The sequence below is a fragment of the Marmoricola sp. OAE513 genome (genome assembly GCF_040546585.1).
Classification (GTDB): Bacteria; Actinomycetota; Actinomycetes; order Propionibacteriales; family Nocardioidaceae; genus Marmoricola.
In genome coordinates, this window is record NZ_JBEPOC010000001.1 from 507,349 (window position 1) to 522,092 (window position 14,744).

Consider the following 14,744-nt stretch of genomic DNA (forward strand, 5'->3'; position numbering starts at 1 on the left):
CACCTCCAGACGACAACCTCCGAGCACCCCGAGGCACCCGTGCAGGAGCACACTACCGACGCGGCTGGGAGGATCAGTGCTGTGACAACACCCCGTTATGCATTGTTGATCCCGGTCAAGGACGGGAGCGGCGCCAAGAGCCGCCTCGGAGTAGGGAGCGCCGCTGTCCGCGCGCGCCTGATGGCAGCCTTCGCCCGGGACGCCATCACCGCCGCCGCCGCGTGCGACCTGGTGAGCGTGCACGTGGTCGGGGACGCCGGCGGTCTGACGGAGCTGCTCGCCGGCGTGGACTGCCAGATCGTCCCCGACGAGGGCGAGGGTGACCTCAACCGGGCACTGGTGCGGGCCGCCGCCCGCGTCGCCGCCCCGGGCGCCGGGATCGCCGTCATGCTGGCCGACCTGCCCTGCCTGCGGACCGATGACGTGCGCAGCCTTTTCGCCTCGGCCGTCGGCCGTTGCTTCGTGCCGGACGCCAGCGGCACCGGGACGACCTTCCTGCTCGCGCCGGCCGGCACCGAGCTGGACCCGCACTTCGGCGTCGGGTCGGCGCAGGCGCACGCAGGCACCGGGGCCGCCGCGGTCGCCCTGGACCACGTGTCGCTGCGGCTGGACGTCGACACCACCGAGGACCTCACCGCAGCCCTGCAGTTCGGTGTCGGCGCGCGGACCGCAGAAGTCGCCGCCAGCCTCACCTGACCGACCGGAGAAACGGAAACGGCAGCATTCCCCGAGGGGAATGCCGCCGTTTCTCTCAGGCGTTACTTCTTCTTCGCTGCCTTCTTGGCCGGAGCCTTCTTCGCCGGAGCCTTCTTCGCGGGCGCCTTCTTGGCCGGAGCCTTCTTCGCCGGAGCCTTCTTCGCGGGCGCCTTCTTGGCCGGAGCCTTCTTCGCCGGAGCCTTCTTCGCGGGCGCCTTCTTGGCCGGAGCCTTCTTCGCCGGAGCCTTCTTCGCGGGAGCCTTCTTGGCAGGAGCCTTCTTCGCCGGAGCCTTCTTCGCGGGCGCCTTCTTCGCCGGAGCCTTCTTCGCGGGCGCCTTCTTGGCCGGAGCCTTCTTCGCCACGGTCTTCTTGGCAGCAGCGGCCGTCTTGGTCGCCGTCTTCTTGGCCGCGGCGGCGGTCCGCGAAGCAGCCGCAGCCGGACGGGCCACCTGCGACTCGACGAGGGCCGGGAGCTTCTTGGCGCCGGAGACGATCGCCTTCAGCTCAGCGCCGGCGCTGAACTTCGGGACGTTGGTCTTCTTGGACTTCATCCGCTCGCCGGTCGCGGGGTTGCGCACCCAGCGGGCCTCGCGGACGCGCTTCTCGAAGGAACCGAAACCGGTGATGGCGACCTTCTCGCCCTTGGCCACCTCACGGGTGATGGTGTCGAGCACCGACTCCAGCGCGTGCGCCGCCGCCTTCTTGTTTCCCTCAAAGCGGGCCGCAAGAGCGTCGATCAACTGACTCTTGTTCACAAGCTTCCCTTTCGTGAACGTCTGGTATCGAGCGCCTTGCTCGACTTTCTCCTTGCACGCTAGGCAAAACGGCGCGTCGGAACAATGCTCGGGTGCGCGTGTCGTCGTACGAAATTTCCGCTTGGGAAATGATCAGGAAACACGATTTCCCAGGACGCGCTCCTGGCTCGAAAACGAGCGACGCGGACTTTCCCCTTGCAGAGATGGGGAAAGTCCGCGCTGCGAGTCGCCGATGATCAGTGCTGCGTGACCGGCTTCCACGACGGACGCGTCGATTCGTACGTCGAGATGGAGTCGGCGTTGCCGAGCGTGATGCCGATGTCGTCGAGTCCCTCGAGGAGACGCCAACGCGTGTAGTCGTCGATGTCGAACGAGTCGACGATCGCGTCCGGACCCTCGCCGGCCTTGACCGTGCGCGACTCCAGGTCGACGGTGACGGCCGCACCCGGGTGATCGTCGAGGTAGTCCCAGATCCGCTGCACGACCTTCTCGTCGACCTGCGCTGCGAGCAGTCCGGCCTTGCCGGAGTTGCCGCGGAAGATGTCGGCGAAGCGCGCCGAGATGACCACCTTGAAACCGTAGTTCTGCAACGCCCAGACGGCGTGCTCGCGCGAGCTGCCGGTGCCGAAGTCCGGGCCGGCGACGAGCACCGACGCACCTTCGTACTCGGGCTTGTTGAGGACGAACTCCGGGTCCGAGCGCCAGGCCGAGAAGAGCCCGTCCTCGAATCCGCTGCGGGTGACCCGCTTGAGGTAGACGGCCGGGATGATCTGGTCGGTGTCGACGTTGCTGCGCTTCAGGGGAACCGCGACGCCGGTGTGCGTGGTGAACTTCTCCATCGTCAGACTCCTGCGGTCTCGAGGTCGGCGGGTGACGAGAGCGTGCCGCGGATCGCGGTCGCCGCGGCGACCGGGATCGAGACGAGGTGCGTCCGACCGCCCTTGCCCTGGCGCCCCTCGAAGTTCCGGTTGGACGTCGACGCGCTGCGCTCCTGCGGAGCCAGCTGGTCGGGGTTCATGCCGAGGCACATCGAGCAGCCCGCGCCGCGCCACTCGGCACCGGCCTCGGTGAAGACCTTGTCGAGCCCCTCCTCCATCGCCTGGATGCGCACCCGCACCGAACCCGGCACCACCAGGAGGCGGGTGCCGTCGGCGACCTTGTGGCCCTTGATGATCTCGGCGGCGAGGCGGAGGTCCTCGATGCGACCGTTGGTGCAGGAGCCGACGAACACGGTGTCGACCTTGACGTCGCGCAGCGGCGTCCCGGCCTCGAGGCCCATGTACTCCAGCGCCTTCTCGGCGGCGATCCGGTCCTGCTCGTGCTCGAAGTCGTCCGGCGACGGGACGTTGGCGCCCAGCGGCGCACCCTGGCCCGGGTTGGTGCCCCAGGTGACGAACGGGGTCATCGTGCTCGCGTCGAGGACGATCTCCTTGTCGAACTCGGCGTCCGCGTCGGTGACCAGCGTCTTCCAGTGCGCGACGGCAGCGTCCCAGTCCGCACCGGTCGGCGCTTCGGGCTTGCCCTCGATGTAGTCGAAGGTGGTCTGGTCGGGAGCGATCATGCCCGCCTTGGCGCCCCACTCGATGCTCATGTTGCAGACCGTCATCCGGCCCTCCATGGAGAGCTCCTCGATGGCCTGACCGCGGTACTCGACGATGTAGCCCTGGCCGCCTCCGGTACCGGTGTGCGTGATCAGGGTGAGCACCAGGTCCTTGGCGGTGACGCCTGCGGGCAGGGAGCCGTTGACCGTCACGGCCATCGTCTTGGGCTTGGCCTGCATCAGCGTCTGGGTCGCGAGCACGTGCTCGACCTCGGAGGTACCGATCCCGAACGCGATCGCGCCGAACGCGCCGTGGGTGCTGGTGTGGCTGTCGCCGCAGACGATCGTCATACCCGGCTGGGTCAGACCCAGCTGCGGACCGACGACGTGCACGATGCCCTGGTCGACGTCGCCGAGCGGGTGCAACCGCACGCCGAACTCGGCGGCGTTCTTGCGCAGGGTGTCGACCTGGGTCTTGGAGACGGGGTCCGCGATCGGCTTGTCCCAGTCGATCGTGGGGACGTTGTGGTCCTCGGTCGCGAGGGTGAGGTCGGGGCGGCGTACCTGACGGCCGGCGAGGCGCAGTCCGTCGAACGCCTGCGGCGAGGTCACCTCGTGGATGAGGTGCAGGTCGATGTAGAGGAGATCGGGTTCACCCTCCGCCGAACGGACGACGTGCTCGTCCCAGACCTTCTCTGCCAGGGTCTTGCCCACGGCTCCTCCTTGATGAGTGCTGCCGACCAGAGCCACACCGGTCGGTGAACGATGTTGAGCGTAGCAGTTGCATCTCAGCGATTGAGACGGCAGTATTGCTATATGGACAACTCTAGCGGAGTCGGTGTTCTCGACAAAGCCGCGCTCGTGCTCGCCGCTCTCGAGTCGGGACCGGCTACCTTGGCGGGCCTCGTCGCCGGCACGGGCCTCGCGCGACCGACCGCGCACCGACTGGCCGTTGCGCTGGAGCACCACCGTCTGGTGGCCCGGGACATGCAGGGGCGCTTCGTCCTCGGACCGCGCCTGGCCGAGCTGTCCGCGGCCGCCGGCGAGGACCGCCTGCTCGCCGCCGCCGGACCCGTCCTCGCCCGCCTGCGCGACATCACCGGGGAGTCCGCCCAGCTGTGGCGCCGCCAGGGCGAGTACCGCGTCTGCGTAGCCGCCGCCGAGCGTCCCAGCGGACTGCGCGACACCATCCCGGTCGGTTCGCAGCTGACGATGCGTGCCGGGTCGGCCGCCCAGATCCTGCTCGCCTGGGAGGACCCGGAGCGGATCCACCGCGGCCTGCAGAACGCCGCCTACTCGGCGACCGCGTTGGCAGGTATCCGTCGACGAGGTTGGGCACAGTCGATCGGCGAGCGCGAGCAGGGTGTCGCGTCGGTCTCCGCACCGGTGCGCTCCCCCAGCGGCAAGATCATCGCGGCCGTCTCCGTGTCCGGCCCCCTGGAGCGTCTCTCCCGCCAACCCGGTCGGATGCACGCCCCGGCCGTCCTGGCCGCGGCCGACCGGCTCTCGGAGTCCCTGCGCCGCGCCGCTGCCGAGTAGGCCCTGCGGGAGCGGTCCGGGCGCCGCTGCGGTGTTAAGTTGCGGGGTCAGCGTCGCAACGACGCCTCGTCCAGTGCGGAAACGGATCCTCGACCTTGTCCTTCAGCGTGACCGACGACCACGTTCTCGTCCCGCGGAGCGAACGCGGGACCCTGCGGGTCCTCTTCGACGATGCCTACGTCTGGTCCTTCACCACCCCGCGCGACGGCACCTTCCGCGCCGGCGGCTGGAAGGTCCCGTGGCCTGAGGCCTTGCGACCGCGTCTGGTGGGCACCACGTCGGTCGCCCTGTCCAGCGACGAGAACGGCAAGCGCTTCGAGAGCACCGTGTCGTTCGGTGGGGAGGCCGCCCCGCTCGAGCTCGTCGACGACCACGGGCACCGGCTCGCCATCGACGGCGCCGGCCACCTGGCCCGGGTCTTCTCCGAGACCGGCGACGACATCCGCCGACAGATCGTCGAGGGCACCCGGCAGGCTCTCGCCGACCTGCGCGCCGACGGGTACGACGCACACCTCTCCTACGGCTGCCTGCTCGGCGCGGTGCGCGACGGCAAGATGATCGGTCACGACACCGACTCCGACCTCGCCTACCTGAGCCCGTACACGCACCCGGCCCAGATCATCGCCGAGTCGTACGCGATGGAACGCTCGATGCGCCGCCGCGGCTGGCGGGTCGTGCGCATGTCGAACGCCGACCTCAAGCTGCTGTACCCGTTGGCCGACGGCCGTCGGGTGCACATCGACATCTTCGGCGCGTTCCACGTCGGCGACACCTTCTACCAGCTCGGCGGACGCAGCGGAGTCCTGCCGCGGGAGGCACTGACCCCGGCCGGGACCATCACGCTCGAGGGCGTCGAGGTCCCGGCGCCCGCCGACCCGGAAGCCGTGCTGGCCTTCCTGTACGGCCCGTCCTGGCGGGTCCCGGACCCGGCCTTCCAGAACGTCGATCCGCCGGGAGGCCTGCGCCGCATCCAGGGCTGGATGCGCGGCGTGCGCGACGACGTCATCGAGTGGAACGAGTTCACCCGGGACCGCAAGGGCACCTTCCCCAAGAAGGCGTCGAGCTTCGCGCACTGGACGCTCACCAAGGTGCCGCCGGGGTCCCCGATCGCCGACATCGGCGCGGGGCAAGGGTCGCGACACCTCCTTGTTCCTGCGCCGCGGCCACCAGACCCTGTCCTTCGACTACTCCGGCAAGGCGCTCCAGTCGACCCGACGCCGTGTCACCCGCGGCGGCGGCGACCCCGACTCGGTCCGCACGCTGTCGCTGAACGACCGCCGCTCGGTGCTCATCACCGGTGCCGAGCTGGCCCGGAACCCCGACCCGGTCAACCTGTACGTCCGCCACGTCATCGGCTGCCTGAACGCCGAAGCACGCGACCTGCTCTGGCTGATGGCCTCGATGTCGCTGCGCCGCGGCGGCAAGCTGCTCGTCGAGTTCAGCGCCGACAGCGGGCCGAAGCCCGAGCCGAGCGAGCTGATCTCCCGGTTGCCGACCGATCTGGTGGTCGCCGAGATCGAGTCGCGCGGCGGGATCATCGACGAGCTCGTCGTCGAGGCAGGCACCGGCTACCTGGACGAACCCGACCCGCGGATCGCACGCATCGTGGCGCACTGGAACCACACTTCCCAGAAAGGAACGTCATGACGACGAACAAGAAGAAGCGCGGGGTACGCCGCTACTTCGCCGAGACGGTCTACCTCCCCAAGCGCATCCTCGACCTCGAGGACGCCGTCATGGAGAACCGCCAGCTGAACCGTCGACTGGCCGAGCTGACCGACATCCTCGCCGAGCTGCTGGTCCCCGCGACCCAGCGTGACGAGGAGAAGCTGAACGAGCTGCTCGCGAAGTTCCGCGCGGAGTCGTTGACCTGACGCCTCAGGCGAGCAGCAGACCGACGCCGAGGGTGCCCAGGCCGAGCGCCATCACCGCTCCCCCGGCGTAAACCAGCGCGATGAAGCGGTTCGGACCGGTCCGCCCAGGGCCGGCCGATGCCGCGAAGAAGCCTGCGGGCATGAGCAGTGCTGCCGCGGGGACACCGACCCGCGCCACCCACTCCCAGCCGCCGCTCAGGTCGGCGGCGTCGACGTACAGCTGACACAGCAGCCCGAGGACCAGCAGCACCCCCGCGTGCGCGTGCCCGGCACGGGCGAACCCGATCTGGAACGGGGTCGCGCCGCTGGCGTCCTTCCAGAGCTTGACCAGGTAGAGGCCGCCGGTCTCGACGGTCACCAGGGACAGGAACAGCGTGCCGGCCAGGATCCGGGACTCGTCAGACATGGTGCCTCCGTTTGGATAGTTCGACTCACCAATATTGGACAGTCGAACTATCTAATGTCAAGATGCATTCCATGTGGATGGCGGAGCTGGCGGCGCGCTCGGAGCTCCCGGTGGCGACCATCAAGTACTACCTGCGCCAGGGTCTCCTCCCCGCGGGCGAGGCGACCGGTGCGACGCGCGCGGTCTACGACGAGGCCCACGTACGCCGACTGCGCCTGATCCGCGCCCTCACCGACGTCGGCCAGATGAGTCTGGAGACCGTGCGGGAGGTCCTCGCCGGGATCGACGACGCGGGCTCGGTGCACGACGCGGTCGGCAGCGCGCACACCCGTCTCGGCGGAACTCCCGAGGAGCCCGCCAGCGATGCCGCCCTCCGCGTCGTCGCCGACCTGCTCGAGCGGCACGGCTGGGAGCTCGCACCGGACAGTCCGCAGCGCACCGTTCTCGCGCGCGCCCTGGACACCCTGGTCGGGCTGGACTTCCCGCTCACCCCCGAGGACCTCGACGGGTACGCCGCCGCGATGGCGTCGATCGCGCCCGCCGAGGTCGCCTCGGTCCTGGCCGACACCCGCGAGGAGACGGCCGAGCGTGCGGTGATCGGGACGGTGCTGGTGGAGCCGGTGCTGCTGACGATCCGGCGGATCGCGCAGGAGAACGCGAGCCGAGAGGTCAGCTCGTAGGGGTCAGCTCCTAGAACAGAGAGTCCTGCTCGACGTCGAGGAGGATCTGCTTCCGCTCCAGGCCACCGGCGTACCCGGTCAGCGAACCGTTCGCCCCGATCACCCGGTGGCACGGGATCACGATCGGGATCGGATTCTTGCCGTTGGCCAGACCGACCGCACGGGACGCGGCGTTGGTGTGGCCGAGCCGGTGGGCGATCTCGCCGTACGAGGCGGTCTCGCCGTACGGGATCGCGACGAGCTGCTCCCAGACCTTCGTCTGGAACTCGCTCCCCCGTGGCGCCAGCGGCAGGTCGAAGACCCGCAGCTCACGCGCGAAGTACGCCTCGAGCTGCTCGACCGCTCGCCGCAGCAGCGGGTCGTCGTCGGTGCGCTCACCGATCGGGCGGCCGTCCGCGAACCCGCGGAACGGGCTGAACTCGATCGCCACGACGGCGGCCTTGTCCGCGATGACGCGCAGGTCCCCGATCGGGGAGGTCATCACGGTCCACATGGTCGTCACTGCCTTTTCGTGTGCGGTGCTGGTGGTCACCTTATGACTCCTTCGTTCGCTGGTCGGACAGGACCGACCACAGGTGGACGAGTGCGTAGGACCGCCACGGTCGCCAGTCCTCGCTGCGCGCGGCGACGTCGTCGATCCCGAGGTGCGCCGCCGCGTGCCGGACACCGAGGTCGGTGGGGAGGAAGACGTCGGGGTCACCGAGCGCCCGCAGGGCGATGTAGTCCGCCGTCCACGGCCCGACGCCGGCGAGCCCGAGCAGGGCTGCGCGGGTCTCGGCACGGTCGGCACTGCGGTCGAGGGTGATGTCGCCCGAGGCCAGAGCCGTGCAGACCGAGGCCAGCGCACGTCCTCGGGCTCGCGGCATCGCGACCTCGGTCGGGTCGAGCTCGGCGAGCACGTCGGCCGAGGGGAACAGGTGCGTGACCTGGTGGCCACCGTCGAGGTCGAGCTCGTGACCGTGGGAGGCGACCAGCCGGGACGCCAGGGTGCGCGCACCGACGACACTGACCTGTTGACCGAGGACCGCTCGTACGGCGACCTCGGCGCCGTCGACGTGACCCGGCACCCGCAACCCCGGGCGGCGGCGTACGACGGGGGCCAGCAGCGTGTCGGCCGCGAGCTGGTCGTCCACCGCGACCGGGTCGGCGTCGGCGTCGAGCAGGCGCCGGGTGCGCTCGAGCGCGGGCGCGAGATCCCGTGCGTCAGCCAGGGTCAGCTGGCAGGGAACCTGTCCCGCTGGCCGATCCAGGAGCTCGACGCGGACGACGCCGGGGCCGTGCGGGAGGGCCAGCGAGCGTTCGTACCACCCGGGGCCGACCGCCTCGATGCCCGGGACCGCACGCAGGGCGAGGAAGGCGTGCAGGCCGGCACCGTGGAACGGCTCTCGCACACCGATGCGCGTCGACAGCGTCCCGGACGTGCTGGTGCTCCCGCGGCGTCCGCGCAGCTCGGTCGGGGTCGCGGCGTACACCTCGCGGATGGTGTCGTTGAACTGGCGGATGCTCGCGAAGCCCGACGCGAAGGCCACGTCGGCGAACGAGAGCGCCGTGGTCTCGATCAGCACCCGCGCGGTCTGGGAGCGGCGGGCGCGGGCCAGCGCCAGCGGTCCGGCTCCGTACGCGCCGGTGACCACCCGGTTGAGCTGACGGGTGGAGTAGCCGAGTCGACCGGCCAGCCCGTCCACGCCTTCCCGCTCGACCGTTCCGTCCGCGATCAGCCGCATCGCACGACCCGCCACGTCCGCGGCCACGTTCCACTCCGGCGAGCCCGGCGTGGCGTCGGGCAGGCAGCGCTTGCACGCCCGGTAGCCGGCGAGCTGAGCCGCCGCCGCGCTCGGGTGGAAGGTGACGTTCGCGAGCCGGGGCGTGATCGCCGGGCAGCTCGGGCGGCAGTAGATCCCGGTGGTGCGCACCGCGGTGTAGAAGATCCCGTCGAAACGCCGGTCCTTGCTCTTCACCGCGCGGTAGCAGGCTTCGCTGTCGGTGTGCATTCCGGTCGAGGACATGACCCGAAGTCTGCCCGCCGTCACCGACGACTTCTAGCGGAAATCAGCCATCACCGTGCCCGGTGGCCCGCGGGCACTGCGGAGCCGCGTGCCCGCGTGCGAAATCGCGTCGCCCCGGTGACTTCTGTAGACTGATCAAGTACACAATCCGACCCTGTGGAGTCCCAGCACATGAGCCAGACGATCGGTTACGCCCCCGGCGCGTTCGACTTGTTCCATGTCGGACACCTCAACGCGCTGAGGTTCGCGCGCGAGCACTGCGACGTGCTGATCGCCGGCGTCGTCAGCGACGAGGTGTGCCGGGCCACCAAGGGCGTCGACCCGTTCGTCCCCGAGAACGAGCGCGCCGAGATCGTCGCGGCTCTCCGGATCGTCGACCGCGTCCACATCGAGACCACCACCAGCAAGCTCGACGCCTGGAAGGAGCTCGGGTTCAACCTGATCTTCAAGGGCGACGACTGGCGTGGCACCCCCAAGGGCATCAAGCTGGAAGCCGACTTCGAGCCGCACGGCGTCGAGGTCTGCTACTTCCCGTACACGATGCACACCTCGAGCACCCAGCTCCGGCGCGCGGTGTCACGGTATTGACCGTCGATCTCAGCGGCGTCGCAGTCAGCACCTCTGTCTCCGGCCCGGTCATCGTCGAGTTCGACGGGCAGTACGTCTGGTCCTTCGTCCCCTCCCGTGACGGCACCCGCAGCCTGACCGGTATCCACACCCCGTGGCCTCCGGTCCTGCACCCCTTCCTCAAGGGCAGCACCCAGGTGGTGCTGCGCTCCCCGGAGGACGAGACCTACTTCGACGAAGAGGTTCGCTTCTCCGACGACGACACCCGCGTCGCGGTCACCGACAAGCGCGGCAACCCGGTCTCGGTCGACAAGGTCGGCCACCTGCAGCGGATCTTCGACGAGTCCTCCGGCGGCATCAAGGACGAGATCCTGACCGGCACCCAGCGGGCGCTCGCGGACCTCAAGGAGTACGGCGGGGTCGAGGCCTACCTGAACTACGGCGCCCTGCTCGGCGCCGTGCGCGACGGCAAGATGATCGGCCACGACTCCGACACCGACCTCTGCTACATCAGCGCCTACACGGTCCCGGTCGACATCATCCGTGAGTCCTACCGCGTGGAGCGCGCGATGAAGGCCCGCGGCTGGAACCTGCTGCGGATGTCCGGCGGCGACATCAAGCTGCTGCTCCCGCTCAGCGACGGGCGTGACTGCCACATCGACGTCTTCGGCGCCTTCCACATCAACGGCGTCTTCTACCAGTTCGGCAACCGCAGCGGGCAGCTCGCCCGGGAGTCGATCCTGCCGCTGGGCACGATCGACCTGGAGGGCTACGAGTTCCCGGTCCCGCGGGATCCGGAGGCGATGATGGCCTTCCTCTACGGCCCGAATTGGCGTACCCCCGACCCGTCCTTCCGGTACGCCGACCCCGCCCCCGGCGTACGGCGCCTGAACGGCTGGTTCCGCGGTTTCCGCACCGAGATGGGCCTCTGGACCGAGCTGTACCGCAGCCCGGCGACCGAGCGGATCCCGGAGGGCGGCTCCCCGTTCGCAGCCTGGGTCAACGAGCGCATCGAGCCGGGCTCCCCGATCGCCGACATCGGGTGCGGCACGGGCAGCGACGCGATCTGGTTCAACCAGCAGGGCCACCCCGTCCGCGCGTTCGACTTCTCCCGGATCGCGGTCCGGATCGCCAAGCGTCGCCTGACCAAGGAGACCGGCTCGGCGGACGTCCGCAAGCTGATCCTCAACGAGCTGCGCACCGTGCTGGTCGCCGGCGCCGAGTTCGCCAACGAGGAGGTGCCGTACCACCTCTACGCGCGGCACCTGATCGGCTGCCTGGACGAGAACGCCCGGGACTACTTCGTCCGCCTGGCCGACGTGTCCCTGCGCCGGGGCACCTCGCTGTTCGTCGAGTTCGCCGCGCACGACCCGTCCCTGCCCGAGGAGCAGCACCACCTGGTCCGCCGGTTCGGGGTCCAGTGGTTCAAGGAGGAACTCGAGGCCCGCGGTCTCGTGGTCGTCGAGGAGGAACAGGGGCCGGGTACCGACATGTTCGGCGAGCCCGACCCGCTGATCACCCGGATGCAGATCCGGCACCGGACCACGGCTGAGATCGAAGCCAGCCCGAACCCGCCGCGCCCGCAAGACAAGGAAGCAGACATGACCCAGACTCCCCCGCCGCCGGCCCGAGGTGGCCTCCGCTCGTTCGTCAAGCGCATCCTCGGGCGCGGCCACCTCGAATCGGTCAGCCAGCGCGTCGAGGTCCTCGAGCAGGAGGTCCAGGAGAACCGCGAGCTGCACCGCCGGATCGCCGAGCTGACCGACGTCGTCACCGAGCTCCTGCTGCCCCTCGAGCAGGCCGACCGCGAGCGCATCGCCAAGCGCCTCGAGGGCTACCGCGAGTCCATCTGAGGCAGCGGGCCTGCAGAGCCCTGGAACGACAGAAACCCGAGTCCTGAGACTCGGGTTTCTGGCTTCTGTACTCCCGAAGGGATTCGAACCCTCGTTACCCACGTGAGAGGCGGGCGTCCTAGGCCACTAGACGACGGGAGCCTGAGCAGGCGAGACTTTATCGGCTCGGCGCACCTGGCACCAAATCGACGAGACCTCGTCACTCGCTGGGATACAAGGACTCGAACCTTGACTAACTGGACCAGAACCAGTCGTGCTGCCAATTACACCATATCCCACTATTTCGGGCCGACTGCCGGGGCAACCGGACCGAAGGGGAACTTTACACGGACGCTTGCGCGGGCAGCAAAACGGGTCGGTCCGTGACGGGTGTGATCCGCATCCTGTGGGCCAACCACACGACGAGCAGCAGGTAGGACCCGTTCTGCACCAGGCTCAGCGGCAGGTTCGCCCAGGACGTCTCCTCGACGTTGAGCGTCTCGGTGATGTCGCCGAGCCCGAGCGCCAGACCGAACGCGAACAGGTTGTTCCAGACGTGCAGCGCGATGCCGGCCTCGAGGCCTCCGGTCCGGACGACGACGTACCCGGCCATCAGGCCGAAGGAGAGCCGGTCGAGGAACAGCGGCGCGTTCTGGACCCCGTGAGCCAGGGCGAACAGCAACGAGGTGAGCAGGACGGCGACCCAGGGTCGGCGCGTCAGCGCACCGAACGCCTGCATCAGGTAGCCCCGGAAGAGGAACTCCTCCCCCATCGCCTGGAACGGCGTCGTCAGCAGGACGACCAGGCCCATCGCCAGGAGCGTCCCGGTGGCCTTGTTCGCCGAGCCGGAGAGGCTGTTCTGGTCACCGCCTAGGATCGCGCCGAGGGTGAGCTGGAGGGCGACGGCGACCAGGGCCAGACCGGCGCAGGCCCAGAAGAAACGCCAGCGGATCCCCGGTTTCACCGACATCAGGAACTTGCCGGAGACGCCGTGCACCAGTCGGACGATCGCCCAGGTCGCCGGCACCAGGAAGGCCAGCAACAGGTTCAGGTAGAGCAGTCCCTGCCAGGTGACCGGGTCGAGGTCGAGCGCCTCGTTGAACGCCGGCGCGAACGCCCCGTCGTGGTCGACGGCGATCGCGACCGCGAGCACCGCCTGGCCGATGAGCGGGGCGAACAGCGCGAAGGTCAGCACCGCGAGGACGATGCCGGTCGCCGGTTGCAACCACCGGTACGCCGCAGTGCGCAGCACCAGCGGGTAGCTGCGTGGCTCCTCCACGGTCAGGCCGGGACGGTGTCGAGGCGTCGCAGCGACTCCTCGCGCCCGAGCAGCTCGAGCGACTCGAACAGCGGCGGCGAGATCCGGCGACCGGTGATCGCGACCCGGACCGGTCCGAACGCGTTCTTCGGCTTGATGCCGAGCTCCTCGACCAGCTTGGCGCGCAGAGCCGCCTCGATCGCCTCGGTGCTCCACGTGCTGAGCGCGGCGAGAGCGTCACGGGACGCGGAGACGACCTCGCGACCGGCGTCGTCGAGCAGCGCGGCGACGTCGGCCTGGTCGTAGGTGACCTCGCTCGCGAACAGGAAGCCGAGCATGTCCGGCGCCTCGGTGAGCTTGTTGATCCGCTCGGCGACCAGCGGCATCGCCTGCTCGAGAAGCCTGGTCTCCGACTCGGTGATGGGGTCGCTGATGACACCGGCCGCGTGCAGGAACGGCAGCACGCGGTGGGTGATCTCCTCGAGCGGGAGGAGGCGCAGGTGCGCGGCGTTGATCGCCTCGGCCTTCTTCAGGTCGAACCGGGCAGGGTTCGCGTTCACGTCGGCGATGTCGAACTTCTCGATCATCTCCTCGACCCCGAACACGTCACGGTCTGCGGCCACCGACCAGCCGAGCAGGGCCAGGTAGTTGAGCAGGCCCTCGGGCAGGAAGCCGTCCTCGCGGTAGCCCAGCAGGCTGGCGCCCGGGTCGCGCTTGGAGAGCTTCTTGTTGCCCTCGCCCATGACGTACGGGAGATGGCCGAACTGCGGCGTCGTGCCGTTGCCGATGCCGACCGCGGCCAGCGCGTCGTACAGGGCGAGCTGGCGCGGGGTCGAGGACAGCAGGTCCTCGCCGCGCAGCACGTGGGTGATCTCCATCAGGGCGTCGTCCACCGGGTTCACCAGCGTGTAGAGCGGGTCGCCGTTGGGTCGCGCGAGGGCGTAGTCCGGGACGTGCTTGGTGTCGAAGGAGACCTCCTTGCGCACCAGGTCGTCCCAGCTGATCCTTCCCTCCGGCATCCGGAAGCGAACCACGGCCGGTCGGCCGGCGAACGCAGCGAGCTGCTCGTCGGTCAGCTCCCGGCAGTGCCCGTCGTACCCCAGCACCTGGGACTTCAGGACACCGACGGCGGCGTCGACCGCGGCCTTGAGGTCGGGGTTCTCCGGGTCCGCGGCGGCGGCCGCCTTCGCGGTGGTGATCGCGGCCTTGGCCAGGTCCTTGACGGCCTCGTGGCGCGCCTCGACCTCGTCGTTGGTGCAGTAGCAGTCGTAGGTGTAGCCGCCCTCGCGCAGGCGGTTCAGCGCGTCGACGTACAGGTCGGTCCGCTCGGACTGCTTGTACGGACCGAAGTCGCCGCCGACCTCGGGGCCCTCGTCCCAGTCCAGGCCGAGCCAGCGGAACACCTCGATGATCGCGGTCAGCGACTCCTCGGTGCTCCGCTCCTTGTCGGTGTCCTCGACGCGGAACACGAAGGTCCCGCCGTGATGCCGGGCGAACGCCCAGTTGAACAGTGCGGTGCGTGCCAGGCCGACGTGCGGGGAGCCGGTCGGGCTCGGGGCCATCCGGACTCTCACACCGTTGGTTGAGCTTG

The 14,744-nt window shown here is 69.5% G+C and carries 16 protein-coding genes, 2 tRNA genes and 1 pseudogene; 8 read left to right on the forward strand and 11 right to left on the reverse strand.

Translation table 11 applies throughout. The features are described from left to right. Positions 1 to 81 precede the first annotated feature (81 nt). A complete protein-coding gene (gene cofC / locus ABIE44_RS02475) occupies positions 82 to 696 on the forward strand; it encodes a 2-phospho-L-lactate guanylyltransferase (protein WP_209722625.1) in 615 nt (204 codons plus the stop codon). Positions 697 to 758: 62 nt separating this feature from the next. Here the strand turns inward: cofC and ABIE44_RS02480 are convergent, their stop codons facing one another. The 3 genes from ABIE44_RS02480 to leuC all read right to left on the reverse strand — a co-directional run bounded on the left by ABIE44_RS02480 (position 759) and on the right by leuC (position 3,705). Further along, positions 759 to 1,451 (reverse strand): HU family DNA-binding protein, encoded by a 693-nt coding sequence (locus ABIE44_RS02480; protein WP_354437784.1) that lies wholly within the window; start codon positions 1,449 to 1,451, stop codon positions 759 to 761. Positions 1,452 to 1,687: 236 nt separating this feature from the next. After that, positions 1,688 to 2,290 (reverse strand): 3-isopropylmalate dehydratase small subunit, encoded by a 603-nt coding sequence (gene leuD, locus ABIE44_RS02485; RefSeq protein ID WP_209722619.1) that lies wholly within the window; start codon positions 2,288 to 2,290, stop codon positions 1,688 to 1,690. Between the two features lie 2 nt (positions 2,291 to 2,292). Continuing rightward, positions 2,293 to 3,705: a 3-isopropylmalate dehydratase large subunit gene (leuC, locus tag ABIE44_RS02490; RefSeq protein ID WP_209722616.1), complete on the reverse strand. Its 1,413-nt coding sequence runs from the start codon at positions 3,703 to 3,705 to the stop codon at positions 2,293 to 2,295. Positions 3,706 to 3,807: 102 nt separating this feature from the next. Between leuC and ABIE44_RS02495 the strand changes: the two genes are divergently transcribed. Beyond that, a complete protein-coding gene (locus ABIE44_RS02495; protein ID WP_123226270.1) occupies positions 3,808 to 4,530 on the forward strand; it encodes an IclR family transcriptional regulator in 723 nt (240 codons plus the stop codon). A gap of 554 nt (positions 4,531 to 5,084) precedes the next feature. Next, positions 5,085 to 5,345, forward strand: a pseudogene (locus tag ABIE44_RS19595) (class I SAM-dependent methyltransferase); the annotation flags it as partial. On the opposite strand, the gene ABIE44_RS02505 reads toward ABIE44_RS19595, so the two are convergent. Further along, a complete protein-coding gene (locus ABIE44_RS02505) occupies positions 5,306 to 5,647 on the reverse strand; it encodes a hypothetical protein (RefSeq protein WP_354437786.1) in 342 nt (113 codons plus the stop codon). The pseudogene ABIE44_RS19595 and the gene ABIE44_RS02505 overlap by 40 nt on opposite strands. A gap of 29 nt (positions 5,648 to 5,676) precedes the next feature. Here ABIE44_RS02505 and ABIE44_RS02510 point away from each other — a divergent pair, with 29 nt between their 5' ends. Both ABIE44_RS02510 and ABIE44_RS02515 read left to right on the forward strand, forming a co-directional pair. Next, positions 5,677 to 6,177, forward strand: a complete 501-nt coding sequence (locus tag ABIE44_RS02510; RefSeq protein WP_354437787.1) for a hypothetical protein — start codon at positions 5,677 to 5,679, stop codon at positions 6,175 to 6,177. Continuing rightward, complete coding sequence (locus ABIE44_RS02515; protein WP_209722609.1) at positions 6,174 to 6,404, forward strand: DUF6752 domain-containing protein; 231 nt, start codon at positions 6,174 to 6,176, stop codon at positions 6,402 to 6,404. Before ABIE44_RS02510 ends, ABIE44_RS02515 begins: the two co-directional genes overlap by 4 nt. 4 nt (positions 6,405 to 6,408) lie before the next feature. On the opposite strand, the gene ABIE44_RS02520 is transcribed toward ABIE44_RS02515, so the two are convergent. Continuing rightward, entirely contained in the window at positions 6,409 to 6,810 is a 402-nt protein-coding gene (locus tag ABIE44_RS02520; protein WP_209722606.1) for a hypothetical protein, read from the reverse strand. Positions 6,811 to 6,872: 62 nt separating this feature from the next. Between ABIE44_RS02520 and ABIE44_RS02525 the strand changes: the two genes are divergently transcribed. Next, on the forward strand, positions 6,873 to 7,490 hold the full coding sequence (locus tag ABIE44_RS02525) for a MerR family transcriptional regulator (protein WP_354437788.1): 618 nt from the start codon (positions 6,873 to 6,875) through the stop codon (positions 7,488 to 7,490). Positions 7,491 to 7,500: 10 nt separating this feature from the next. On the opposite strand, the gene ABIE44_RS02530 is transcribed toward ABIE44_RS02525, so the two are convergent. Continuing rightward, positions 7,501 to 8,022, reverse strand: coding sequence for a methylated-DNA--[protein]-cysteine S-methyltransferase (locus ABIE44_RS02530; protein ID WP_354437789.1), 522 nt, complete (start codon positions 8,020 to 8,022; stop codon positions 7,501 to 7,503). A 1-nt stretch (position 8,023) separates the two neighbouring features. Continuing rightward, positions 8,024 to 9,496, reverse strand: coding sequence for a DNA-3-methyladenine glycosylase 2 family protein (locus tag ABIE44_RS02535; RefSeq protein ID WP_354437790.1), 1,473 nt, complete (start codon positions 9,494 to 9,496; stop codon positions 8,024 to 8,026). Between the two features lie 171 nt (positions 9,497 to 9,667). Between ABIE44_RS02535 and ABIE44_RS02540 the strand changes: the two genes are divergently transcribed. Together ABIE44_RS02540 and ABIE44_RS02545 are read left to right on the forward strand one after the other, a co-directional pair. Further along, positions 9,668 to 10,084, forward strand: coding sequence for an FAD synthase family protein (locus ABIE44_RS02540; protein WP_209722603.1), 417 nt, complete (start codon positions 9,668 to 9,670; stop codon positions 10,082 to 10,084). Continuing rightward, positions 10,081 to 11,916: a DUF6752 domain-containing protein gene (locus ABIE44_RS02545; RefSeq protein WP_354437791.1), complete on the forward strand. Its 1,836-nt coding sequence runs from the start codon at positions 10,081 to 10,083 to the stop codon at positions 11,914 to 11,916. Before ABIE44_RS02540 ends, ABIE44_RS02545 begins: the two co-directional genes overlap by 4 nt. Before the next feature lie 68 nt (positions 11,917 to 11,984). Here ABIE44_RS02545 and ABIE44_RS02550 read toward each other — a convergent pair. The 4 genes from ABIE44_RS02550 to ABIE44_RS02565 form a co-directional block, all read right to left on the reverse strand. Continuing rightward, positions 11,985 to 12,057, reverse strand: a tRNA-Glu gene (locus ABIE44_RS02550). A 65-nt stretch (positions 12,058 to 12,122) separates the two neighbouring features. Further along, positions 12,123 to 12,194, reverse strand: a tRNA-Gln gene (locus ABIE44_RS02555). 44 nt (positions 12,195 to 12,238) lie between these two features. Further along, entirely contained in the window at positions 12,239 to 13,174 is a 936-nt protein-coding gene (locus ABIE44_RS02560; protein WP_209722600.1) for a CPBP family intramembrane glutamic endopeptidase, read from the reverse strand. 2 nt (positions 13,175 to 13,176) lie between these two features. After that, the gene (locus ABIE44_RS02565) at positions 13,177 to 14,715 is read right to left on the reverse strand and encodes a glutamate--tRNA ligase (RefSeq protein WP_209722597.1); all 1,539 of its coding nucleotides are present in this window, start codon (positions 14,713 to 14,715) and stop codon (positions 13,177 to 13,179) included. Positions 14,716 to 14,744: the final 29 nt, after the last annotated feature.